Origin of the sequence: Bacillus sp. NMCC4 (assembly GCF_002998555.1) — a bacterium.
Taxonomy (GTDB): Bacteria; Bacillota; Bacilli; order Bacillales; family Bacillaceae; genus Bacillus.
In genome coordinates, this window is the sequence record NZ_PVRA01000001.1 from 332,424 (window position 1) to 355,314 (window position 22,891).

Below are 22,891 nucleotides of genomic sequence, written 5' to 3' on the forward strand. Positions count from 1 at the left end.
TCCTATTTTTTCTTATGCAGCAGGTCGACAAGCAGCGAGGCTACTTTCAGCGTGTCGTGACGAATCACATGCTGGTCATATGTAATGATTTCCCCAGGGATGACTTCCAGTCCCATTGCCTTGAGTACATCTGTGTCGAACTGTACAGGCTGTGCCTGTTCTTCTGCATATTTTGCTTTGATCTCTTCTGGAATTTCTTTATTGTTCACAAAAATGGTATCGATAAATGGACGAACCATATGATCATTTAATGCCTGCACATGATCAGCTGCACTGTAGGAAAGCGTTTCCCCTGGCTGCGTCATGACATTGCAAATATACACTTTTTTCGCCTTCGAGCGAATCACTTCTTCGCCAATATGCGGTACAAGCAAGTTTGGCAGGATACTCGTATACAAGCTGCCTGGCCCAATCACGATCAAATCAGCTTCACGAATGACTTGAATCGATTCTGGGAGCGGTTCAATCGTATCGGGTGTGAGGAACACTCGTTTAATTCGCTCACCGTAGGTTGGGATTTTTGATTCTCCTGTCACCACTTGCCCGTTTTCTAATTCAGCATGAAGTACAACACTTGAATTCGCTGCTGGCAAGACTTTTCCTCTCACATTTAAGACCTTGCTCATTTCTGTGACGGCATGAAAAAAATCACCGGTTATATTTGTCATGGCCGCAAGAATGAGGTTGCCAAGAGAGTGGCCTGTTAAGTCATTCCCTTTGTTAAAACGGTGCTGAAATAAGTCTTCTACAAGCGGTTCAACATCAGAGAGAGCTGCAAGGACATTTCGAATATCGCCTGGAGGCGGAATATTCAAATCATGCCGCAGTCTGCCTGAGCTGCCTCCGTCATCAGCAACCGTTACAATAGCGGTAATGTCCACTGGTTTTGTTTTTAGCCCTCTGAGCAAAACAGATAAGCCAGTGCCCCCACCAAGAATGACCACCTTTGGAAGTGTCGTCATCTATTTTCTGCTTCTCTTTTCAATGTCCCGGTGAGTGACATGAGTGTAGTAGTCATTTTTAAAATACTCCGATAAGTAGTTAGCTAGCGTCACTGATCGGTGCTGTCCGCCTGTACAGCCAATAGCGATCACAAGCTGACTTTTTCCTTCTCGTTTATAGGACGGAAGCATAAAGCTGAGAAGGTCAATTAATTTCTCTGTGAATTTTTGTGTCTCGCTCCATTTCATTACATAGGAGCGCACTTCTTCATCGTTTCCAGTCTGTGGACGCATGCTCTCAATATAGTAAGGATTCGGCAGAAATCTCACATCAAATACAAGATCAGCATCAATCGGCAGACCGTATTTAAAACCGAAGGACATCACATTCACTGTAAACACCTGCCCTTGGTTCGTGGCAAAGTGCGCGACAATTTTTTCTCGAAGCTGTTTTGGTTTTAAATCCGATGTATCAAAAATCATTTGAGCCCGGCCTTTTAACTCTTCTAACAGGTCGCGTTCCATTGCGATTCCTTCGAGGGGCAAACCTGTTGTCGCAAGGGGATGCGAACGTCTCGTTTCTTTGTATCTTGAGACAAGCACCTTATCGTTTGAATCTAGAAATAATATTCTTGGTGTGATCCAGCCAAGATCACTCATTTCATCTAAAGCTGCAATTAAGCTGTCAAAGAATTCTCGTCCGCGTAAATCCATCACAAGGGCGACCTTGCTCATCTTAGAATTCGATTCCTTCATGAGCTCTAGGAACTTCGGTAAAAGTGATGGCGGCAAGTTATCTACACAGAAGTAACCTAAGTCTTCAAAGCTTTGAATGGCAACGGTTTTCCCCGCACCTGACATTCCTGTAATAATCACAAGCTGAATATCTTCTTGTTTGTTCGTATTCATGCCTGCTTCCTCTCCTTCTTTATGAAAACGGTTCATGTATTAGTCTCCTTGAGGATCTAACCGATAAGCAATCAATTCAAAATCAGGTGTATACGTAAAAGTACCGTGCAGAAGTCCTTTTCCCTTTAGCATGAAATCAAGAATATGAGAATCTCCTGGTGCCATCGGTAAATGAGGCACATCCTTTACTTCATGCCACTTTAAAATGCCTTCCTCTGACTCTGTCACGTTTTTTCCAGTAAATGAATCTGCCATAAAGGTGAACATCATCCACTCTTGAACGATTTGATCGCCTTCTTTTATGATAAAGGTAAAAACACCTTTTAACTGTGGATTTAAAATATAAATTCCTGTTTCTTCTCTATACTCTCGAACGACTGAATCCTTGACCGATTCTCCGCTTTCCATTTTGCCGCCCGGCGCTACCCACCAGCCCCGTCTTGGCTTTTGCAGCAAGAGAACTTGATCTTCGTGATGCAGCACACAATTGGTTACTCGTTGCATCAGCTGTCACCTACTCTTTTATGTCTTTAACTTATTATACAGGTTCATCCTGACTCTCACAATGAACATGCCCCTTCTTCACCGAAAACAGACCGGATTTCGTCTGAAAGAGGTGGCGGGCAATTTCTCTACTCTTTATTTTACAGCATCTAATGGTTCTCCATGCGTCATTTGTGAACATCTCATGAATTTCTGATTTTAAGCAAAAAAAAGGACACGGATTCTCATCCGTGCCAAACATGTATTCCTTATAAAAGGGGGTCAATTACTAGTTTTATCATAACGGAAAATTATTTCACCCGTGTTACATTCCAGTTAAAAGCCCATGACGCTATATTAAGGATTTACGACAGCCATTTATTTCGCTGCTTTCAGCTTTTCAGCAAGCTCTTCTACATAATGCTGTGCGCTTTGTGCGGCAATACTTCCATCACCTGTTGCTGTCACAATTTGACGGAGTGTTTTTTCACGAATGTCACCAGCGGCGAAAATGCCTTCCACTCTTGTTTCCATTCTTTCGTTTGTCTCGATATATCCTTCTTCATTTGTAATGCCGAGATTTTCAAATGGTTTAGATAGTGGGAGCATCCCGATATAGATAAAGACGCCGTCTGTTTTAAAGTCTTCTTCTTCACCAGTCACCGTATCAATCAAGGTCACACTGCCGACTTTACCGTTTTCTTCATTAATTTGTTTAACGGTTTTGTTCCACATGAAGTCGATTTTTTCATTATCAAAAGCACGCGCTTGTAAAATGCTTTGTGCACGAAGTTTATCGCGTCTATGAACGATCGTTACTTTTGACGCAAAGCGTGTGAGGTATACACCCTCTTCTACCGCAGAGTCTCCACCGCCAATGACCACGAGCTCTTTGTTTTTAAAGAAAGCACCGTCACATACTGCACAGTAAGAGACGCCCCGGCCGCCAAGTTCTTTTTCACCTGGTGCACCGATTTTTTTGTATTCAGCACCTGCCGCAATAATGACAGAGCGTCCTTTGTATTCTTTTGAACCGGCTTTGACGATTTTGTACTCTTCACCGTCTACGATTTCTTTGATATCGCCATATGCATACTCAGCACCGAATTTCTTCGCATGCTCAAACATTTTATTTGAAAGTTCTGGCCCTAAAATGCTTTCAAAGCCAGGATAGTTCTCGACATCTTCCGTATTTGCCATTTGACCGCCTGGAATCCCTCTTTCAATCATCAATGTTGAAAGATTTCCCCGTGATGTATAAACAGCGGCTGTCATTCCGGCAGGTCCCGCTCCAATGATGATCGTATCGTAGATTTTTTCTTCTGACACAACTGTCACTCCCTCTTCAATTGCTGCTAGCATTTCTTATTAGAATGCCCTTGGGTGATGCTTCCATTCATGACAGAGAGCATCAATTCCACTCTTACTTTTATTCCTTACCCATATCCTATTAAATCTGCGGATAATAAGCGAATCATTTGCTCATATCTTCAAAAAAAGAAAAAGCTTCCTTAAACTGCTGTTTAAGGAAGCCTGTTTACGGTTATATAGTAAGTAACGATTTATTCAACGACTCTTCTCACAACGCCATTGAATGCTTTTTTCCAGTAAACATTGCTCATAGAGTCAACTGAAACACCGCGAGAGCTGTTATCGTTCAAGAATGTACCGTTTCCTAAGTAAATACCAACGTGTCCATTTACTTTATACGTATCAAAGAACACAAGGTCTCCGCGTTTCATGTCAGATGCACTTACAGCTCTTCCTTTACCTACAAGCGTATCTGTTGTTGTACCGCCAACTGGTCCAAGGTTGATGCCTGCTGATGCGAATGCCCAGCGAACGAATGAAGAACAGTCAAAACGACGTGCATCAATATCGGCTTGTGATCTGCCGCCGCCCCATTTATACGGAGATTGTCCAACGATGGTAGAACCTGTGCTGATTGCACCTTCGATTCCGCCTACGTTACTGCTGACAGGTGATCCACCGCCAGAAGATGGCTTCTTGCTTGGTGAACTGCTGTTGTTATTATTATTTGAAGATCCACTGTTACTGTTATTTGAAGACGGGCTGCTGTCGTTAGTTGAGCTGTTGTCTTCCGCTTGAACACTCGCTTGACGCTGCTGTTGTCTTTGTGCTTTTTCTTCTTTTGCTTTTTGAGCTGCTTCTCTCGCTTCTTTTTCAGCTTGTTTTTGAGCAGCGATTGTTGCGTCTTTTTCAGATGCAATGCTGTTAGCCTCACTGTTTAACTCGCTGATTTCAGAAGATGCACTTCCCTTTTGCTTTTTCACTTGCTTGAATAGCTTGTCTTTTTCATCAAGCTGTTTATTCAAGTCTGTTTGAAGCGTTTCAAGCTTTGCAAGTGTCTTTTGAACATCTTCAAGCTTTGTGTTTAATTCGTTTTCAGACTTTTGAAGCTCAGCTTTGTCTTTTTCTTGCTCTTTAATGATTTCGCTGTCTGCGTTGATGAGTGTAGATACTGCACCTGCACGGCTGATGAAATCGCTAAAGCTTTTCGCTCCTAGTAATACATCTATGTATTTCGTAGAACCGCCGCTTTCTTGAAGCGCACGTACACGCTTTTTCAAGAATTTGTTTCTATCTTCAATACGTTTTTCAGTATCAGCAATTTCTTGTTTCAGTGCTTTGATTTCTTTTTTTGTTTGTTCATTTTCTTTTTGTTTTTCTTCGATTTGATCACTTGTTTTTAAAGCTTTCTCGTCAATTTCTTTTAGCTTTAGTGCAAGTGCCTCTTGTTTTGCTTCAAGCTTTGAAAGCTCATCTTTTTTCTTTTGAAGGTTTTTGTTGACCTCAGATTGCTTGCTGTCCAGCTCTTGTTTCTTTTGTTCAAAGTTCTGTGCGTTTGCTTCATGAGTAAATGGGATAAATAAACCGCTCGCTCCGATGACCGAAGCTAAACCGAAAGTAATAAACTTTTTCACGAATAGTTCCTCCTTTGACAATTTCCAAGCGACATGAGAAAGCAGCAAATTCTCTGCGGCCAATCTGTGCTATCTATGTCTTTCTTCCTGATTGATCAGTCAGATGTTGACCAGATTGTTTCTATCACTAGGTGTTTCATTATGTATAGTAAAATATCTAAATATATGTCTTTGTTTTAATCCACGATTTTCATTATACATGAGACATCGACAAAATGAGCTAATATTTTTATTACATTTATGTTTCAAAAACATGTCGTGATTGTCATACTTCGCCAAATCCTTGCAAATCCCACCTTTTTATCCAAGAAAAAAGCATGACCTTTTCGGCCATGCTGCAATCTGCTGAATCTATTTACCTATTTAATCAATTAACGCACAAATGACTTGTTCATATTTAGACAGTGTTTGAACGCTGATTTGAAAAGAGGCTGCAATCTCTTTTTTGCTCACAGCTGATCCTTCTTGCTCCTGCATCCATAAATAATAAGATGCTGCTGCCCATGCAGGCGCATTTTTCTTATCTACGCCAGAAGCACGTGCCTGCTGAATAATATGGAATAACCAAAAATAAGGCATATGGCTGTCAGGCTGAACAGCTTCTTCCAAGCTGGATGCCGCCTGTTTTGCGAAAACCGCATCTTCTGAAAACGACCGCACTTCCATTTCATCTTCGTATAAGAGCAGTTCGATGAATTGCTGTTCGAAGGCTGTTTTCGCTGCGTGTGCATCAAGGACAGATTGAAGAACGTCACGTTCCCCTTTTTGTTTGCTCACATAGTACGCAGTCAGCCGCTCCTCAATGGAGACCATTGGCTCAGTCTCCTCGGGTTTATCCTGCCACGGCTTGATTTCATCTGCATCGATATCTTCTTCGACCATCTTATTCCAAACCGTCTGTGCAAGCGTTTTGTGGCCTGTATAATAAGCTGCGCTTGCGAGCCAGTATAAAAATGTACTATCTCCCTGAAAGCCTGTTTTGTACAAAGAATAAAGCCATTTAAAGGCCCATTCAAATTCTCCAATTAGGGCAAATGTTGCGCCAAGCTTATAACGCTGTTCACTTAATATTGGATACACGTGCGTTAATTGCTTCGCTAACGTATTGACCTTTTCTTCTTCTTTTTCATAATGATAGAAGACAAGCTGGTTGCAAAGGGCATGCAGATTACCCGGATTTTCATGAAGAACTCGGTTCAACATCTCTTTCGCCTGATGGATTTGACCAGAATAAAAATAGGCCAAAGCGAGATTATTATACGCTGACCAAAATTCTGGATACTCAACAATCATCTGTTCCAGCATTTCAATGGCTTCATCAAGCCTGCCGCTTTCTAGCAAGTGATTCGCTTGATCCTGCTTGACAATCAGGTCATCCTGATCGTAAGGAAAATCTTCGTCCTCTTCGTCGCTCATATCGAGCAGGTCGAGGAGATCGTCATTTTCATCTGCAAATTCCCCGTTCTCTTCCAATGAAGCATAGGCAGTAGCTGACTTATATGCCTCTTGAAAGAGTCCTAGATTCGCATAATTATTGGCTTTAAAATAGTGACACTCAGACATGTTTTCATCGATATGTTCAAGTATGAAATCAAGCAGTTCATTTGATTGTTGGTAATGACCCATTTCAGTATAAATAATGGCAAGCTGTGATAGCATTTCTACATTTTCAGGCTCAAGTACGATAGCCCGCTGTATCAGCTTACTCGCTTTAGATAGATTTCTTTCTCTATAAGCTTTTAGACCTTTATGAAAAAAGTAATGCCCATCTTGGAATAGCTGGACGACTTGTGTGTGATTATTTTGAGAAGTGTATTTACTCACCGATACCCTCCATTTCGAACAGTGTACCGTGTGTAGTATAACATACTTCACGAGTCGTCACATAGAACAAAAGAAAAGGAAGGATTTGTTTTTCACTCAAAAACAAAAAGCCAGAGGTGCCCCCGGCTTTTCACTCACCTTGATGACGCTTTTTTAATACTTTTAATACCTCATCAAGCGGCAATTGCTGTTCACGTAATAACACAAGCAGATGATACAGGAGATCGGCTGTTTCCCATTTCAATTCTTCTTGATCCCGGTTTTTCGCTGCAATGATGACCTCTGACGCTTCTTCCCCTACCTTTTTTAGGATTTTATCGACCCCTTTTTCAAATAGATAGGTTGTATAAGCGCCTTCTGGCATTTCTGTCTGACGTTTTGCAATCACCTGTTCAAGTTCATTTAAAATCGCAAAACGATCCTGCTCTTCCGTTTGAAGCTTCACGCCTTCTTCCGAAAAGCAGCTATAGCTGCCAGTATGGCAGGCTGGTCCACTTGGTGTGACAAGAACAAGCAGAGCATCTTTGTCACAGTCATATCGAATGGATGTGACTCGCTGAGTATGTCCAGATGTGGCGCCTTTGTGCCAAAGCTCGTTTCTCGACCGGCTGTAAAACCATGTTTCCCCTGTCTCCAGTGTTTTTTCATAGGATCCTTGATTCATATACGCCAATGTCAATACTTCCTTACTTTGAGCATCCTGTACAATTGCAGGTATCAGGCCTGCCTCATTAAAGGATAATTCGTTTGCCTGTTTCATCTGACCTTCACCCCGTGTTCTCTCAAGTATGTTTTTACCTCTTGAATTGAAGTCTCTTTATAATGGAAAATGGAGGCTGCTAATGCTGCATCAGCTTCTCCTTTTGTAAATGCCTCCAGCATATGCTGGGCATTGCCAGCGCCTCCCGAGGCAATGACAGGCACGGTGACGGCTTCTGACACAAGCTTTGTTAATCGATGATCAAAGCCTGCTTTCTCACCGTCGGCATCCATACTTGTCAGTAAAATCTCTCCTGCTCCCCTCAGCACGGCTTCTTTTGCCCAATCGCTGACCTCTATATCCGTTTGACGGCGCCCTCCGTGTGTGTAGACCATGTACTCTTTTTTCTCTTCATCGTACTTTGCATCTATTGCGACGACGATGCACTGGGAACCAAAGAAATCGGCGCCTTCTGAAATCAGTTCTGGTCTTAACACTGCCGCTGTGTTCACAGATACTTTGTCTGCACCCGCTCTTAATATGCGCTTCATGTCATCAAGGTGGTTAATCCCGCCGCCTACCGTAAAAGGGATGGCAAGAGTGGACGCCACTTGCTTGACCACATCCACCATCGTTTTCCGGCCTTCATGAGAGGCAGAAATATCAAGAAAGACGAGTTCATCCGCCCCTTCCTCATCATACATCTGCGCTAATTCTACCGGATCACCAGCATCCTTTAAGCCGAGGAATTGCACCCCTTTGACCACACGCCCTTCCTTCACATCGAGACATGGAATGATTCGTTTTGTCATCATACGCGGTCAAGCCCTTCAATTGCTTCAGCTAAAGTAAACCGCTTCGTGTATAGGGCCTTTCCAATGATCGCACCAGAAACACCTGACTGTTTTTGTGCTGACAGCTTTTGAAGATCAGCTAGCGCGCTTACACCACCTGAAGCAATGACTTGTTTGCCGGTAGCTTCCGCTAAGCGAACTGTACTTTCCACATTGGGGCCAGACAGCATGCCATCCATTTGAATATCCGTGAAAATAAAGACCTCCGCGCCTTCCTTTGCCAATTCTTTGCCGAGTTCCTCCGCCTTCACTTTCGACGTTTCAAGCCACCCCTCAGTCGATACAAAGCCATTTCGCGCATCGATCCCAATCGCTATTTTCTCCCCATATTGCGCAAGCATTTTTTTCACAAAGGCGGGATTAGAAACAGCGGAGCTGCCAAGGATGACTCTAGCTACACCATTGTTTATATAAAAGGCAACGTCTTCTTCTGTCCGAATACCGCCGCCAATTTGTACATTCACATCTAAGGATGAAGCAATCGCCAGTACATGCTCATGATTGACGCGATTCCCTGCTTTCGCACCATCTAGGTCAACGAGATGAATCCACTTTGCTCCTTCATTTGCAAACCGCGCAGCCATATCAAGCGGCGAATCTCCATAAATGGTTTCTTGATCATAATCTCCTTGCACAAGCCGTACACATTTGCCATTTCTCATATCAATCGCTGGATACAATGTAAATTCACTCATTTGTTCACCCTCTGTTCGTTTGCTAATTGAATAAATTGTTTGAGCAGCGCCATTCCCGTTGTACTGCTTTTTTCAGGGTGAAACTGTGCGCCAAGCACATTCCCCTTGCCGACAACTGCTGGTACTTGAACGCCATAATCCGCACTTGCTAATTGCTCTTTTGGATTCATATCACTTACATAATAAGAGTGAACAAAGTACGCAAATCCTTCCGGTACACCATCAAACAATGGGGAGGGCTGATGAAATGTGAGCTCATTCCACCCCATATGAGGCACCTTCAGCCTTTGCCCATCCTGGTCGCGATCCTTTAAAAGAACGACACGCCCTTTTAACAGCCCCAAACCTTTCGTACGTCCTGCCTCTTCACTTTCTTCAAATAACAGCTGCATCCCGAGACAAATACCAAATAGCAGCTTTCCTTCCTGCACAACTTGGTGGATAAACTCTTCAAGTCCTGTCTGTTTTAACAGCTGCATCGCATCACGAAACGAACCGACCCCAGGCAAAATATAAGCATCTGCCTTTTTGAGCTCCTCCACATCAGAGGAGACGATATAACTGGCACCTGCTCGTTCCAGTGCTTTTGATACGCTGAACAAATTTCCCATTCCGTAATCAATGACTCCGATCATTAGAGCATCCCCTTTGTCGAAGGAATCCCTTTCACACGTGGATCAATGGTTGTTGCCTCATCTAGGGCGCGTGCCATCGCTTTAAAAATGGCTTCAATCATATGGTGCGTATTGGTTCCGTAGTGAACAATCACATGAAGATTTATACGAGCTTCTAGCGCAAACTTCCAAAGAAACTCATGCACGAGCTCTGTATCAAAGGTACCGACCTTTTGACTTGGAAAGGCCGCTCTCATTTCCAAATGAGGGCGATTGCTTAAGTCCACCACGACCTGGGCAAGCGTTTCATCCATCGGAACAAAGCTGGAGCCATACCGCTTAATTCCCTTTTTATCACCTAACGCTTCCTTAAACATTTGCCCAAGCACGATGCCGATATCTTCTGTTGTGTGGTGATCATCAACATCCGTATCTCCTTTCGCATCGACGGTCAAATTAAAGTGTCCATGCTTCGTAAATAAATCAAGCATGTGTGTCATAAAAGGGACATCTGTTTGAATATCTGCTTTTCCTTCCCCATCAATCTCTAACGCTAACGAAATATTCGTTTCATTTGTTTGTCTCGCTGTTTCCGCCTGTCTCATGACGATTCCTCCCGCTTTCTCGATTCAATCGACCTTGCATGCGCTTCGAGCCCTTCTAATCTGGCAAAAGCTGCAATGCTATCCCTGTGTGTCTCAAAGGCTTCTTGACTATATGAAATAATGCTCGTTTTCTTTTGAAAATCGGTCACACCAAGCGGGCTGGAGAATCTAGCTGTTCCGTTGGTTGGCAGCACGTGATTTGGTCCTGCAAAATAATCTCCCACCGGCTCAGGGCTATAACGCCCTAAAAAAATCGCCCCTGCATGCTTGATTTGACCAAGAAGTGATTCTGGATATGCTGTCAGCACTTCTAAATGCTCTGGCGCTAACTGGTTGACGACGTCTACTGCACGATCCATGGAATCTGTCACGTATATACGGCCATGATTTTGTATGGATTGTGCGGCGATTGATTTTCTTGGCAAGGTGTCCAGCTGCGCTTGCACCTCAGCCTGCACGTTTTCAGCAAGTGTCTTAGACGGTGTCACCAAAACACTAGATGCCAACGCATCATGTTCTGCCTGCGAAAGTAAATCAGCCGCTACCTCATGTGCCGATGCCGTATCGTCTGCTAGAACCGCAATTTCACTTGGACCGGCAATCATATCAATGTCTACCAGGCCAAATACTTCCCGCTTTGCCAGGGCTACATATATGTTGCCTGGACCTGTGATTTTATCAACAGACTGGATGCTTTCTGTTCCATAGGCAAGTGCCGCAATCGCCTGCGCACCGCCCATTTTATACATCTCAGAAATACCGAGCTCCTTTGCAGCAGCCAGTACAGCGTCTGAGAGATGGCCATCTTTCCCTGGAGGTGTGACAACGACAATTCGCTCAACACCAGCGACAAGCGCCGGAATCACATTCATTAAAACAGATGAGGGATAAGCAGCTGTTCCGCCGGGGACATACACACCGACTGCATCGAGCGGTGTCACCTTTTGTCCAAGCATCGAGCCATCCTGCTGGTGATAAAACCAAGAGGATGTCAGCTGACGCTCATGGTATGTGCGAATATGACGGATAGCCGTTTGGATCACCTGAATCATGGCTGGGTCCATGCGTTCGGAGGCTTTTGTCATTTCCTCCTCTGTGACAAGCGGATCTTCAAGCAGCACTCCATCAAATTGCTTTGTAAAAGATTGTACCGCTTGATCACCATTTAGCCTCACTTCTTGTATAATCCGCTGAACAGCCAGGCGCTGCTCTTTTGTGCCTGTATCTAAAGTCCGCTTGAGTGAGAGTGTCTCTGTCTCACCTTCTTGTATGTAGGTGATGTTCATGATGTTTCCTCCCCTTCAATGATTCTTGCAAGGCGCTGCGCCATTTCATCGATCACCGCATCCTTCATCCGATAGCTCACAGGATTGACAATAAACCGTGACGTAATATCACAAATATGCTCCGTTTCAACAAGTCCATTTTCCTTGAGTGTTTGACCTGTAGAGACAATGTCAACAATACGATCGGCAAGTCCGATGAGCGGTGCTAATTCAATGGAGCCATTCAGCTTAATGATCTCCACCTGCTCCCCTTGTTCTCTAAAATAGGAAGATGCGACATTTGGGTACTTTGTTGCCACACGCGGCGCGACACCGCCCCAGCTGGCTCCCGGTAATCCGGCAACCGCTAAATGGCATTTGCTGATGTTTAAATCGAGCACTTCGTACACATCACGAGCTTCTTCGAGCATGACATCCTTCCCTGCAATGCCAACATCCGCTACACCGTGCTCGACATAAGTTGTCACATCCATTGGCTTCGCTAAAATAAAGCGGAGGTTTTCTTCCGGTACATCAATGATTAACTTTCTTGAATCCTCGAATTCCTCTGGCAGCTGATATCCCGCCTGTCTCAACAACCCAGCTGCTTCTTCAAATATCCGGCCCTTTGGCATCGCCATCGTCAACACTTTACCCATTTGACTCTCCCTTTCTAGCGCCGATAAAATAAGTCACCTGCTCAAATGCCTTGGTCATCGCGTCAATATTTTCAATCCCTGCTAAGTCTTGCAGGACGATCTTTTTCCCTTTTGACCGCTCCTTTTCTGCAAAAGCAAAAGCCTCCAGTCTTTGTTCTTTACTAAAAATCACTGCCTCCTGCGGCTCATTGATTTCTTTTGCATCAAGCGCTTCAAGCAGACGGTCTAATCGAAGTCCGAACCCTGTAGCTGGTGCAGGTGCATCAAAATGAGCCAGCAATTGGTCATATCTGCCGCCACTTCCGATGACTGACCCAACATGATCTGCAAATACTTCAAACAAAATGCCCGTGTAGTAGCTCATATGACTCACCATGCTTAAATCTAAACGGATATATTCTGTACAGCCGTAATCTTCAAGAGTCTCCCAAAGCGATTTTAACTGTGTGAGCACCTCTTTTCCCTCTTGTGAAACGACGATTTCCTCTGCCCGCTCTGTGACTTCCTGGCCACCTCTTAACTCTAAAAGCTGTAACAGCCTCGTTTTATCGATGGAGGAGAGTGGCAATTGCTTCACATGCTGGCGGTATCCTACATAATTCTTTTCATATAAGAATCGGCGGAGGACGTTTGCACGCTCTGTATTTCCCAATACATCTACAAATAACGTCTCTGCTAAAGCGACATGCCCGATCGCGATTTTGAAGGACTTTAGCCCGGCATTTTTTAATGCAAATACGACAAGCGCGATCACTTCAGCATCTGCACTAATCGACCCGTCACCAATCAACTCAATTCCGACCTGCTCAAATTCTGATGGCCTTCCGCCTTCTCTTTCCTGCGCCCGGAACACATTGGCCGCATACCCAACGCGAAGCGGATACGCCTGTTCATGAAGCTTTGAAGCCGCCACTCTCGCAATAGGTCCCGTCATATCAGGTCTGAGTACAAGGGTTTGCCCGTTCTGATCTAAAAGCTTAAAGAGCTGTGTATCTGTAATCGCCGATTGAACACCGACTGTATCGTAAAATTCAAGCGTTGGTGTCTCCATCAAACGGTAACCCCAGCCATTCATGACCTCTGTTAATGAATGTCTCACTTTTTTCTTCGTCTCATACAATCCTGGTAATGAATCCCGCATACCATATGGTTTCTCAAACATAAACATGCTCTTCTGCACCTCCAACACATTAAAACAAAAAATTCCGAATCCTTTAGTTCGCTAATATGATAATATGCTAACAAAATAAAGTAATTAAATCAATCATTTTTATTTTCTCTCTATTTTCATGAAAAATTTGTGGAATTATTACATTCAAGTGACACCTGTCCCTTTTCTGCATGTTTGATAAAAGAACGTGCTATAATACTTAAAAATATTGAATAACACAGGAGATTACAGTGAAGTTCATCCAGACATTAATCTTAACTTTGTTGTGCGCATGCCTTGTTTATTTCGGCTTTATATACGTGACACAAATCGACCAAGTCAAGAAGGCAGCTTCACCACACAAAGCAGCCAAAGAAAAAGAAAGCGATACGGCACTCGCAGCTGAAGAAACACGATCAACGAAAAAAACAGACAACACATATTCTTCTTTAAAAGGAAGCAAAAAAGCCATGGACGTCATCCTCTACAATCAAATGGATGCCCCAAAGCTTTATAATGGATGCGAAGTCACAAGCTTAGCGATGCTTCTTCATTACAGCGGCTATGAGCAAGTGACGAAAGACGCATTGGCAAATGAAATCAAACGTGTTCCGCTCAATTATGAAAATGGCTTAAAAGGAGACCCGCATGACGGGTTTGTAGGCGATATGGAGAATGGACCAGGTCTTGGTGTTTACCATGAGCCTATTTATCAGCTTGCGAAAAAATATGCGGGCGCTCAAGTCGTCGATTTAAGTGGAAAACCTGTCAAAAAGGCCATCTATCAATCACTTGAAAAAGGGTATCCTGTTTGGGTAATTACCACATCCACCTTTGACAAAATAGATAACATCGAAACATGGAATACACCAAATGGCAAAATAGATGTGAGCTTTAATATGCATAGCGTGGTCATCACGGGCTATGACAAGGAACATGTCTACCTAAATAACCCATACGGTGAAAAGAATCAAAAAGTCGATCGCAATCAGTTTGAGGATTCTTGGGAACAGATGGGCCGGCAGGCGATTATCATTAAAGCGTAGAACACCTTTCTCATTGAAAACATGAAAAAACATCCTCTAGCCGTATAGAGGATGTTTTTTTCATGATGATCTTTCTAGTATTTCCTTCAGGCGGTCTTCAAGCTTTGCAGCTGTCATTACTCCTCCGCCTACAATGAAGTATTCAACCTTTTTTTAGTAAAAATGAGAGATAATTCTTGATCGTTAGACTTCTCACTCATCGTTTTTAGCGGCAGTGAAACGACTTATTCTGCTTCAGATACAACGGTAAAACGTTCTCCAACATGGGCAGCCTGCTCCATTTCATCGACAAGGGCAATGGCGTAGTCGGCATAGCTCACATAGCTGTCACCTTTAGAATTGACAATCAGCTGGTCTTTCCCTTTCACATAAGAACCTGTGCGTTTGCCTTCTGGGTCAAAGAATGCAGCAGGGCTGAGGAAAGTCCATTTTAATCCTTCTGTCTGTTGAAGATCTTTTAGGTTTTCACCTTGCTGTGAAGCAGTCGCCACATACTCCTTTGGAAATTCTGGTGTATCAACAAGTCTTGTTGTTTGAGCCTCATCAACAAATAGACTGCCTGCTCCGCCCACAACGATTAAACGCGTATCGGGTACCTCTTTCAAAATATCAATAAGCTTTTTCCCAGCCTCTACGTGAAGGTGCTCTTGTCCAGCAGGTGCACCAAATGCATTGACGATGACATCAAAGCCTTTGATGTCTTCTGCTTGTAAATGAAACACGTCCTTCTCGATAACAGCTACGGATGAATCTGTCACCTTTTGTGCATCTCGAACGATGGCTGTCACTTCATGTCCTCTAGATTGAGCCTCTTTTACAATTTCCTGTCCTGCTTTACCTGTAGCGCCAATAATACCAATCTTCATATGAATTCCTCCTGTAAAATGATTTTATTTAATAAATAAAGGTGTAACAATTATAGTTACAACAGAGGTAAAAAAAATTGAATAATCATCCAATTTTTTTGATTAACACCTGCGTTAGTTCACTTAATTTGATCTCAGCAAGCACTTGCTCCATCGCACTTTGAGCGCGGCACAAGATTAACTCAAGCACAGCCTGAATATTTGCACCGATCGGACAGTCAGGATTTGGGCTTTCATGGATTTGAAACAACTCTCCCTCATCCACGACTTCAACCGCTTTATACACATCAAGCAGCGTGATGTCGTCTTCACTGCGGTTCAACTGAGAACCACCTTTGCCAAGACTCGTTGAGATTAGGCCTGCTTTTTTTAATTTACTCATAATGCGGCGGATGACCACTGGGTTTGTATTCACACTTCCCGCGATATCCTCCGATGTCTGTAATGATCCTTTTTCAAGTGATAGCAAGGCCAGAATATGGACAGCGACAGTGAATCTGCTGCTGATTTTCATGTTTTCTCACCTCTGTTGTAATCATTATAGTTACACCACAACATATTGTCAACAAAAAAGTCTGCCGAACTACTCAGCAGACGTAGATTGACGTGCTTTCATTTCTTCTTTCGTATAAATCATGCGCATTGGATTTCCTCCAACAAATGAGCCTGCTGGAACATCCTTATGAACAAGTGTACCAGCCGATACGATCGCCCCATCCCCAATGGTTACACCAGGTAAAATGGTTGAATTGGCTCCAATTAAGACTTCATCACCAATATAGACTTCCCCAAGTCTGTATTCCTTAATCAAATACTCATGGGACAAGATGGTCGTGTTATAGCCAATCACACTATTTCGACCGACCGTGATTTTCTCAGGAAACATGAGATCCACCATGACCATTAAGGCAAACGCTGTATCCTCGCCGACCTTCATACGAAGAAAGGTTCGGTATATCCAATTTTTCATTCCCATAAAAGGCGTGTACCGTGCTATTTGAATGAAAATAAAGTTTTTCACCACTTTGAAAAAGGGAACCGTCCGATAGACTTGTCGTAACGAATTGACCCCTTTTACAGGATAACGATCTGTTTTTCTCAACTCAATCAGCTCCAACAATCGCCAGGAGATCACTCATTTTCTTCAGCATGAAATCAGGGCGATGCTTTAAAAGGGCCTCTTCTCCCTTAATCGTCCAAGCAACACCTGCTGTTTTTGTCCCTGCCGCTTGACCAGACAAAATATCGTGATAATTATCGCCGACCATCACCGCTTCATGCGGATCACTGCCAAGCTTGGATAATGCCAGCTGGACAGGTTCTGGATGCGGCTTCTCATTTTGGACATCATCGAGCGTCACAATCACCTCAAAGAATGGCTCTAAACCTGTCAGCTTCAAACCCATTAAAACCGTATCACGTATCTTTGTTGTGACTATCCCAAGTTTAAATCCTTGATCCTGCAGGACTTTCAATGTATCTAAAACAGTCTCATATTCAGTCACAAGCAGATCATGCTGTTGATGATTAAACGTTCGATACATCTGAATCATATCATCCGTTAGCTCAGGGTCCATCGCAGAGAATGTATCAAACAATGATGGACCAATGAAATGAAGGATCTCTTCACGGCTGTACTGACCAGGATAATAATGATCAAGCGTATGTTGAAATGAAGCAATAATTAATTCATTCGTATTGATTAATGTGCCATCTAAATCAAATAGCACGGTGTTAATAGTTGATTCGTTCATATGGCTTCCTTTCTAACAGCTGCAAGCTCCCGCTTCCGCCAAATATAGCTAATGGCAGCTGTTAATAAAATAGCAGATATCAGACGGATGACAAGAAGCGGCCACACAGGAATCCCAAGTGGAATAAATATCAGCGTATCTTCGACCACTGCATGGCAGGCAACAAGGAAAATAAAGGCAAGGGTTAAATCCTTTTTACTCACGCCGTCCTCTTCCACTGCCTTCATCATCACGCCGGCTCCGTATGCCAGACCGATGGTTAATCCAGCTACCATTGTCATCGACGTATTTTCTTTCATTCCAAGCATTCTCGTAAATGGAGACAGCCACTTAGACAGCGTATGGAGCCATCCAAAATCTCTCATGAATTGAATGATGATCATGAGAGGGATGACGATACAGGCGAGCTGGACCACACCGAGTACGGCTTTTTGTAAAGCGAGAAGGACAATCATGTACCAGCTGGAAGGCACATCAGCCGGCTGAGCTGCCGTCAGCAGTCCATATTGTGCCGGCTCCTGGCCTCCCTGCCAAACGAGATGAATGACAATAGCCGAAATAACAGCAAGGCTGATTCTGACCAGCAAAATGATAGACACTCTGAGTCCAACCTTTGCTGCCACTGTCGATTCGATGATCAGGTTATGGCAAAAGGACAGCATCACGGCCAAAATGAACACTTCCTTCACAGGAAGATCTAGTGTCAGAATGGCGGCTATGCCCGCATACAAGTTCAGCACATTTCCTAATACAAGCGGAATGGCCGCTTCTCCTGAAAGACCAAACAACCCCATAAATGGCCGTATGAATTGTATGATCCAATTCATAACAGGCGTATGCTGCAAGATACTGACGAGAATGGTAACCGGAAAGATGACTTTTCCAAGTGTCCAAGTTGTCGATAGCCCTGCTTTTAAGCCGCTTTTCCATGTCTCTCCCATCTCTTCTGATCCCCCCTGCTTAATTCGATGAGTTGTTCTCTTTATAAGGAATCGATGCGTATCCTTTCATTCTTCTAAAGATCATCAGCAGAACAGCCACTGCAAAAATGGCAATCGAAATCATTTGAGCGATTCGTAGATGTTCTGTCAGCATCAAGCTGTCCGTTCTCATCCCTTCAATGAAGAAACGACCGATTGAATACCAGATTAAATAAGACAAGAAGATTTCGCCTCTGCGCAGCGATGTTCTGCGTAATAAAATCAAGATCACAACACCGGCAAGATTCCATAATGATTCGTATAAGAACGTTGGGTGATAATAGGTCCCATCAATATACATTTGATTAATGATAAACTCTGGCAGATGCAAATTCTCTAAAAAGGCTCTTGAAACCGCCTCACCATGCGCTTCCTGGTTAATAAAGTTCCCCCAGCGACCAATCGCCTGCCCTAGTAAAATACTAGGTGCTGCTACATCGGCTATTTTCCAAAAGGATACCTTTTTCACTTTTGTAAAGACGATCGCTGTCAGCACAGCACCTATCAGCCCGCCGTGAATAGCAATTCCGCCATTCCAAATCTTAATGATTTCATTTGGATGCTGCTGATAGTAATCCCATTCGAAGGATACATAATAAATTCGTGCACAAATAATGGCTATTGGAATCGCAAATAAGATTAAGTCAATAAACGTATCTTTATTGATTCCTCTCTTCTCACATTCTCTCAGTGCGAGCCAGAGGCCAAGCAAAGCTCCGACCCCAATGATCACACCATACCAATGAACCGAAATAGGTCCGAGCTGAAAAGCGATCGGATCAATTGGCTGAATCGCTTCGTTCATATAGACAACTCCTATTCATCCTGGCCATTGTCTTCAATGACATCGGCAAGTTTACTTGTAAATTGTTCCGCCGCATTATGTCCCATGCGTTTTAACCTGAAGTTCATCGCAGCCACCTCAATGATGACCGCTAAGTTTCGTCCTGGTCGTACAGGGATGGTCAGCTTCGGTACATCTGTATCGATGATTCGCATCTTCTCTTCTTCAAGTCCTAAACGATCGTACTGTTTGCCTTGTTCCCAAAGCTCAAGGTTCATCACAATCGTAATTCTCTTATAGCTTCTGACAGCACCGGCTCCAAATAAGGTCATCACATTAATGATGCCTAATCCACGGATTTCTAAAAGATGTTCAATCAGCTCTGGTGCGCTTCCAACTAACGTATCCTGATCCTCTTGACGGATTTCCACGCAATCGTCTGCGACCAGCCTGTGTCCTCTCTTCACTAATTCTAAGGCTGTTTCACTTTTTCCTACTCCGCTTTTTCCAATTAACAATACACCTACACCATATACATCTACGAGCACGCCATGAATCGCGGTCGTTGGTGCAAGCTTACTTTCTAAAAAGTTGGTCAAACGACTCGAAAGTCTTGTCGTTTTCAGGCTTGAACGTAACACAGGTACGCCATTTTCATTTGAAGCTTCAATTAATTCCTTCGGCACTTCACGATCTCGTGACAAAATAATTGCAGGGGTAATATCTGTACAAAGAGACATCATTCTCTGCTTTCGTTCGCGTTCTGGAAGTTGTTCAAAAAAAGAAAGCTCTGTTTTCCCTAAAAGTTGAACTCTTTCTTTTGGGTAATATGTAAAATAACCAGCCATTTCAATACCTGGTCTGGAAAGATCACTGATTGTAATGGGACGATTAATCCCTTCTTCCCCACTTACCAGTTCAAGATGAAATTGTTCCATTATGTCCTTCGTACGAACTTTCGGCACGCTTCTTCCTCCTTTTATCACAGGCGATTCAGAAATACAGCTCTATTTTATCACTTTCAATGATGATCCCAAAACAGTATTTTATCCTGATCCTGTTTCCGTTCATTTACTGGTATAGACAACTATACTTAAAAAGGGTAAACTAAGTCAAAGACAATGACTAAAGGGGGCACAATCATGAGCAGCTCTTTATTGCTCTCCAATATTCATATTGTGACAAAGACTGAAATGATTGCAAACGGTTTTGTCGGTTTACGCGACGGCAAGATTGACTATATTTCAACATCACCACCGACAGGAAATTATGAAAAAGTATATATTTCACGGGAAAACTTTTATTTACTTCCCGGAATGATTGATATTCATATCCATGGTGGATATGGAGCAGATATGATGGATGCGACATCAGAAGCTATGAATACACTCGCTGACAACTTACCATCAGAAGGAACGACAAGTTTTTTAGCCACAACCATCACTCAAAACCATCATGAAATAGAGCAAGCACTTGAAAATGTCGCCCAGTGGAAACCATACAATGAAGAACAAGCAGGCGTTCAGGCACAATGTTTAGGTATCCATCTTGAAGGTCCTTTTATTTCTAAAGATAAAGCAGGGGCACAGCCCGTTCAATGGATAAAGCAGCCCGATCGCCCTCTTTTTGAAAAATGGCTGGATGCTTCTGAACAGCTTATTCGAATCGTCACGTTTGCACCTGAGGAAGACCCTGACTTTGCTTTTCTTTCTCTGTTGCAAGAAAAAAACATCATTCCTTCTATTGGACATACGAATGCCCATCATGACATGATTGAATTAGCAGCTAATCATGGTGCACGCCATGTCACGCATCTTTATAATGCACTGAGTTCATTTCAACATCGTGAACCAAACGCTGTTGGGGCTGCTCTTACGAACGAGAATCTTCATACTGAGCTGATTACAGATGGGATTCACTCCCATCCACTTTCCATCAAGCTTGCATATTTGGCAAAAGGAAGTGATCGTTTGATCATGATTACAGATTCGATGCGCGCAAAAGGACTCGGGAATGGGACGTACGAATTTGGCGGTCAAACAGTCACAGTCAGCGGCGAAAAAGCATTACTCTCAGATGGTACACTTGCAGGATCGATCCTGAGAATGAAAGATGGCGTCAAACGGATGAAACAGATTACACATTGTGAATGGACAGAGATAGCGAAGATGACCTCAACCAATGCAGCCATTCAGCTAGGACTTGACCAGCAGCTCGGTTCGATCGAAGTTGGAAAACAAGCAGACCTTGTGATTTGGGATCAATCTGGCGAACTAATGATGACGATCTGCCGTGGACAAATCGTCTTTGAGAAAAAGGAGGCCAACCACTAATGAAGATCATCGAATTTAAAGATAAAGAACAATTAGGAAAAGAAGCAGCAGCCCTTATCGCACGCACAATCGCTTCAAAACCAGATGCAGTACTTGGCCTAGCAACGGGCGGTACACCTCTTGATACATATCAAGAGTTAATTCACCTTCATCAAGCACACCAATTGTCTTTCAAACAAACAAAAACAGTCAACTTAGATGAATATGCAGGACTTGATCCAGATCATGAAAATAGTTATATGACCTACATGAAACGTCATTTATTTGATCATATTGATCTCCCTCAGGATCAGTATTTCCTTCCAAATGGCGCTGCACCTGATTTAGAAAAAGAATGCTTAAGATATGATCAGCTCATTCAAGATATAGGCGGCATCGACCTTCAGCTTCTTGGAATCGGTCAAAATGGACATATCGGGTTTAACGAGCCCGGTACCCCATTTAACTCAAAGACTCATGCCGTGCAACTAGATGAAAACACCCGGCAGGCCAATGCAAGATACTTTTCTTCTATTGATAAGGTGCCTACACATGCCATTACCATGGGCATTGCAAGCATCCTTTCAAGTAAAAAGATTCTCCTTCTTGCATCAGGAAAATCAAAAGCGAAAGTGATACAATATTTAGAACAGACTGAGATACATCCAGACTTCCCAGCATCTGCTCTGAAACTTCATGAAGATGTGACAATTTTGATTGATCGAGAAGCTGGTTCACTACGCTAAAGCTAAACACGAGAGGATTTTCACATGTTTATTGATAAGCAGTCACCTATTCCGATGTACCATCAGATTATGGAGAACTTGAAAAAACAGATTGAAGATGGAACATTAGCACCTGATACACTCATTCCTTCTGAAAGAGAATATGCCGAACGCTTTGATATAAGTCGAATGACTGTCAGACAAGCCTTATCGAACCTTGTGAACGAAGGATATTTGTATCGACAAAAAGGAAAAGGCACCTTTGTTAGCCGAAAAAAGTTTGAACAGCCGCTTCAAGGCTTAACAAGCTTTACAGAGGATATGCGCCAGCGTGGGCTTAAAGCTTCAAGCCAGCTGATTGACTTCAAAAAAACCGTATGTCCAGAGCACTTACTGCCTGTCTTACAACTGTCAAATAGCTATGCTATCTTTGAACTCAAACGGATACGCCTTGCAAATGATGAACCGATGGCGATTGAAACGAGCTATATCCCTGAAGCATTTGCAGGAGATTTAACAAAGGAACATTTAACTGGCTCTATATATGAATATATAGAGACTCAAACAGGCCTTGCAATTGCTCATGCAAAACAAGAGCTTGAAGCGAATGTAGCTTCAAAGGAAGAAGCACACGTGCTGTCTATTTCAACAGGCGATCCCGTGCTCTCAATCGCAAGAACGACTTATTTTCAGAATGACATTCCATTTGAGTATGTTCTCTCCGTGTATAGAGGGGATCGTTACAAACTCATTCATACAATGGAAAGATAAACAGTGCCC

At 43.2% G+C, this 22,891-nt stretch carries 25 protein-coding genes; 4 read left to right on the forward strand and 21 right to left on the reverse strand.

The features are described from left to right. Window positions 1–2: 2 nt before the first annotated feature. From C6Y02_RS01805 to C6Y02_RS01870, 14 genes are all read right to left on the reverse strand, one after another. Window positions 3–962: a gluconeogenesis factor YvcK family protein gene (locus C6Y02_RS01805; protein ID WP_034660077.1), complete on the reverse strand. Its 960-nt coding sequence runs from the start codon at window positions 960–962 to the stop codon at window positions 3–5. Next, window positions 963–1,850 (reverse strand): RNase adapter RapZ, encoded by an 888-nt coding sequence (gene rapZ, locus C6Y02_RS01810; protein WP_034660713.1) that lies wholly within the window; start codon window positions 1,848–1,850, stop codon window positions 963–965. It lies immediately after the preceding gene. A 39-nt stretch (window positions 1,851–1,889) separates the two neighbouring features. Further along, window positions 1,890–2,354 (reverse strand): 8-oxo-dGTP diphosphatase, encoded by a 465-nt coding sequence (locus C6Y02_RS01815; RefSeq protein WP_003213484.1) that lies wholly within the window; start codon window positions 2,352–2,354, stop codon window positions 1,890–1,892. Window positions 2,355–2,711: 357 nt separating this feature from the next. After that, a complete protein-coding gene (gene trxB / locus C6Y02_RS01820; protein WP_034660715.1) occupies window positions 2,712–3,662 on the reverse strand; it encodes a thioredoxin-disulfide reductase in 951 nt (316 codons plus the stop codon). Between the two features lie 233 nt (window positions 3,663–3,895). Next, window positions 3,896–5,278 carry a C40 family peptidase gene (locus tag C6Y02_RS01825; RefSeq protein WP_034660078.1) on the reverse strand — a complete coding sequence of 461 codons (1,383 nt, stop codon included), beginning with the start codon at window positions 5,276–5,278 and terminating at the stop codon, window positions 3,896–3,898. Between the two features lie 363 nt (window positions 5,279–5,641). Further along, window positions 5,642–7,102, reverse strand: a complete 1,461-nt coding sequence (locus C6Y02_RS01830) for a tetratricopeptide repeat protein (RefSeq protein WP_106030533.1) — start codon at window positions 7,100–7,102, stop codon at window positions 5,642–5,644. Between the two features lie 130 nt (window positions 7,103–7,232). Beyond that, on the reverse strand, window positions 7,233–7,862 hold the full coding sequence (gene hisIE, locus C6Y02_RS01835; protein ID WP_106030534.1) for a bifunctional phosphoribosyl-AMP cyclohydrolase/phosphoribosyl-ATP diphosphatase HisIE: 630 nt from the start codon (window positions 7,860–7,862) through the stop codon (window positions 7,233–7,235). Beyond that, window positions 7,859–8,617: an imidazole glycerol phosphate synthase subunit HisF gene (gene hisF, locus C6Y02_RS01840; protein ID WP_106030535.1), complete on the reverse strand. Its 759-nt coding sequence runs from the start codon at window positions 8,615–8,617 to the stop codon at window positions 7,859–7,861. Before hisF ends, hisIE begins: the two co-directional genes overlap by 4 nt. Beyond that, entirely contained in the window at window positions 8,614–9,351 is a 738-nt protein-coding gene (gene hisA, locus C6Y02_RS01845) for a 1-(5-phosphoribosyl)-5-[(5-phosphoribosylamino)methylideneamino]imidazole-4-carboxamide isomerase (RefSeq protein WP_106030536.1), read from the reverse strand. Before hisA ends, hisF begins: the two co-directional genes overlap by 4 nt. Beyond that, window positions 9,348–9,986, reverse strand: a complete 639-nt coding sequence (gene hisH, locus C6Y02_RS01850; RefSeq protein ID WP_034660083.1) for an imidazole glycerol phosphate synthase subunit HisH — start codon at window positions 9,984–9,986, stop codon at window positions 9,348–9,350. The genes hisA and hisH overlap by 4 nt, the downstream gene beginning before the upstream one ends. Continuing rightward, on the reverse strand, window positions 9,986–10,570 hold the full coding sequence (gene hisB / locus C6Y02_RS01855; RefSeq protein WP_034660084.1) for an imidazoleglycerol-phosphate dehydratase HisB: 585 nt from the start codon (window positions 10,568–10,570) through the stop codon (window positions 9,986–9,988). The genes hisH and hisB overlap by 1 nt, the downstream gene beginning before the upstream one ends. Continuing rightward, a complete protein-coding gene (gene hisD, locus C6Y02_RS01860) occupies window positions 10,567–11,856 on the reverse strand; it encodes a histidinol dehydrogenase (RefSeq protein WP_106030537.1) in 1,290 nt (429 codons plus the stop codon). Before hisD ends, hisB begins: the two co-directional genes overlap by 4 nt. After that, window positions 11,853–12,494, reverse strand: coding sequence for an ATP phosphoribosyltransferase (gene hisG / locus C6Y02_RS01865; protein ID WP_003213329.1), 642 nt, complete (start codon window positions 12,492–12,494; stop codon window positions 11,853–11,855). The genes hisD and hisG overlap by 4 nt, the downstream gene beginning before the upstream one ends. Further along, window positions 12,487–13,662, reverse strand: a complete 1,176-nt coding sequence (locus C6Y02_RS01870) for an ATP phosphoribosyltransferase regulatory subunit (protein ID WP_106030538.1) — start codon at window positions 13,660–13,662, stop codon at window positions 12,487–12,489. Before C6Y02_RS01870 ends, hisG begins: the two co-directional genes overlap by 8 nt. Window positions 13,663–13,895: 233 nt before the next feature. On the opposite strand from C6Y02_RS01870, the gene C6Y02_RS01875 reads away from it, so the two are divergent. After that, the gene (locus tag C6Y02_RS01875) at window positions 13,896–14,690 is read left to right on the forward strand and encodes a C39 family peptidase (RefSeq protein ID WP_106030539.1); all 795 of its coding nucleotides are present in this window, start codon (window positions 13,896–13,898) and stop codon (window positions 14,688–14,690) included. 224 nt (window positions 14,691–14,914) lie between these two features. Here the strand turns inward: C6Y02_RS01875 and C6Y02_RS01880 are convergent, their stop codons facing one another. The 7 genes from C6Y02_RS01880 to hprK form a co-directional block, all read right to left on the reverse strand. Next, on the reverse strand, window positions 14,915–15,556 hold the full coding sequence (locus C6Y02_RS01880) for an NAD(P)-dependent oxidoreductase (RefSeq protein WP_106030540.1): 642 nt from the start codon (window positions 15,554–15,556) through the stop codon (window positions 14,915–14,917). A gap of 85 nt (window positions 15,557–15,641) precedes the next feature. Then, the gene (locus C6Y02_RS01885) at window positions 15,642–16,070 is read right to left on the reverse strand and encodes an Rrf2 family transcriptional regulator (RefSeq protein ID WP_003213266.1); all 429 of its coding nucleotides are present in this window, start codon (window positions 16,068–16,070) and stop codon (window positions 15,642–15,644) included. Between the two features lie 69 nt (window positions 16,071–16,139). Next, complete coding sequence (locus C6Y02_RS01890) at window positions 16,140–16,658, reverse strand: acyltransferase (RefSeq protein WP_060597361.1); 519 nt, start codon at window positions 16,656–16,658, stop codon at window positions 16,140–16,142. A gap of 1 nt (window position 16,659) precedes the next feature. Next, window positions 16,660–17,310, reverse strand: a complete 651-nt coding sequence (ppaX, locus tag C6Y02_RS01895; protein WP_106030541.1) for a pyrophosphatase PpaX — start codon at window positions 17,308–17,310, stop codon at window positions 16,660–16,662. Continuing rightward, window positions 17,307–18,251, reverse strand: coding sequence for a nucleoside recognition domain-containing protein (locus C6Y02_RS01900; protein WP_106030542.1), 945 nt, complete (start codon window positions 18,249–18,251; stop codon window positions 17,307–17,309). Before C6Y02_RS01900 ends, ppaX begins: the two co-directional genes overlap by 4 nt. 19 nt (window positions 18,252–18,270) lie before the next feature. Beyond that, on the reverse strand, window positions 18,271–19,095 hold the full coding sequence (gene lgt, locus C6Y02_RS01905) for a prolipoprotein diacylglyceryl transferase (protein WP_106030543.1): 825 nt from the start codon (window positions 19,093–19,095) through the stop codon (window positions 18,271–18,273). A gap of 11 nt (window positions 19,096–19,106) precedes the next feature. Then, window positions 19,107–20,039 (reverse strand): HPr(Ser) kinase/phosphatase, encoded by a 933-nt coding sequence (hprK, locus tag C6Y02_RS01910; RefSeq protein ID WP_003212943.1) that lies wholly within the window; start codon window positions 20,037–20,039, stop codon window positions 19,107–19,109. 177 nt (window positions 20,040–20,216) lie between these two features. Between hprK and nagA the strand changes: the two genes are divergently transcribed. The 3 genes from nagA to C6Y02_RS01925 are packed head-to-tail and all read left to right on the forward strand — an operon-like array spanning window position 20,217 to window position 22,882. Next, window positions 20,217–21,407 carry an N-acetylglucosamine-6-phosphate deacetylase gene (gene nagA, locus C6Y02_RS01915; RefSeq protein ID WP_106030544.1) on the forward strand — a complete coding sequence of 397 codons (1,191 nt, stop codon included), beginning with the start codon at window positions 20,217–20,219 and terminating at the stop codon, window positions 21,405–21,407. Then, a complete protein-coding gene (gene nagB / locus C6Y02_RS01920) occupies window positions 21,407–22,132 on the forward strand; it encodes a glucosamine-6-phosphate deaminase (protein ID WP_106030545.1) in 726 nt (241 codons plus the stop codon). Before nagA ends, nagB begins: the two co-directional genes overlap by 1 nt. 24 nt (window positions 22,133–22,156) lie before the next feature. After that, the gene (locus C6Y02_RS01925) at window positions 22,157–22,882 is read left to right on the forward strand and encodes a GntR family transcriptional regulator (protein WP_106030546.1); all 726 of its coding nucleotides are present in this window, start codon (window positions 22,157–22,159) and stop codon (window positions 22,880–22,882) included. Window positions 22,883–22,891: the final 9 nt, after the last annotated feature.

Excerpts from the sequence above, each read along its gene's own strand:
- C6Y02_RS01805 (WP_034660077.1), bottom strand. The coding sequence starts at position 962 with ATGACGACACTTCCAAAGGTGGTCATTCTTGGTGGGGGCACTGGCTTA.
- rapZ (WP_034660713.1), bottom strand. The coding sequence starts at position 1,850 with ATGAATACGAACAAACAAGAAGATATTCAGCTTGTGATTATTACAGGA.
- C6Y02_RS01815 (WP_003213484.1), bottom strand. The coding sequence starts at position 2,354 with ATGCAACGAGTAACCAATTGTGTGCTGCATCACGAAGATCAAGTTCTC.
- hisIE (WP_106030534.1), bottom strand. The coding sequence starts at position 7,862 with ATGAAACAGGCAAACGAATTATCCTTTAATGAGGCAGGCCTGATACCT.
- hisF (WP_106030535.1), bottom strand. The coding sequence starts at position 8,617 with ATGATGACAAAACGAATCATTCCATGTCTCGATGTGAAGGAAGGGCGT.
- hisA (WP_106030536.1), bottom strand. The coding sequence starts at position 9,351 with ATGAGTGAATTTACATTGTATCCAGCGATTGATATGAGAAATGGCAAA.
- hisH (WP_034660083.1), bottom strand. The coding sequence starts at position 9,986 with ATGATCGGAGTCATTGATTACGGAATGGGAAATTTGTTCAGCGTATCA.
- hisB (WP_034660084.1), bottom strand. The coding sequence starts at position 10,570 with ATGAGACAGGCGGAAACAGCGAGACAAACAAATGAAACGAATATTTCG.
- hisD (WP_106030537.1), bottom strand. The coding sequence starts at position 11,856 with ATGAACATCACCTACATACAAGAAGGTGAGACAGAGACACTCTCACTC.
- hisG (WP_003213329.1), bottom strand. The coding sequence starts at position 12,494 with ATGGGTAAAGTGTTGACGATGGCGATGCCAAAGGGCCGGATATTTGAA.
- C6Y02_RS01870 (WP_106030538.1), bottom strand. The coding sequence starts at position 13,662 with ATGTTTATGTTTGAGAAACCATATGGTATGCGGGATTCATTACCAGGA.
- C6Y02_RS01880 (WP_106030540.1), bottom strand. The coding sequence starts at position 15,556 with ATGAAGATTGGTATTATTGGCGCTACAGGTAAAGCAGGACAGGAAATT.
- C6Y02_RS01885 (WP_003213266.1), bottom strand. The coding sequence starts at position 16,070 with ATGAAAATCAGCAGCAGATTCACTGTCGCTGTCCATATTCTGGCCTTG.
- ppaX (WP_106030541.1), bottom strand. The coding sequence starts at position 17,310 with ATGAACGAATCAACTATTAACACCGTGCTATTTGATTTAGATGGCACA.
- C6Y02_RS01900 (WP_106030542.1), bottom strand. The coding sequence starts at position 18,251 with ATGGGAGAGACATGGAAAAGCGGCTTAAAAGCAGGGCTATCGACAACT.
- lgt (WP_106030543.1), bottom strand. The coding sequence starts at position 19,095 with ATGAACGAAGCGATTCAGCCAATTGATCCGATCGCTTTTCAGCTCGGA.
- nagA (WP_106030544.1), top strand. The coding sequence starts at position 20,217 with ATGAGCAGCTCTTTATTGCTCTCCAATATTCATATTGTGACAAAGACT.
- nagB (WP_106030545.1), top strand. The coding sequence starts at position 21,407 with ATGAAGATCATCGAATTTAAAGATAAAGAACAATTAGGAAAAGAAGCA.
- C6Y02_RS01925 (WP_106030546.1), top strand. The coding sequence starts at position 22,157 with ATGTTTATTGATAAGCAGTCACCTATTCCGATGTACCATCAGATTATG.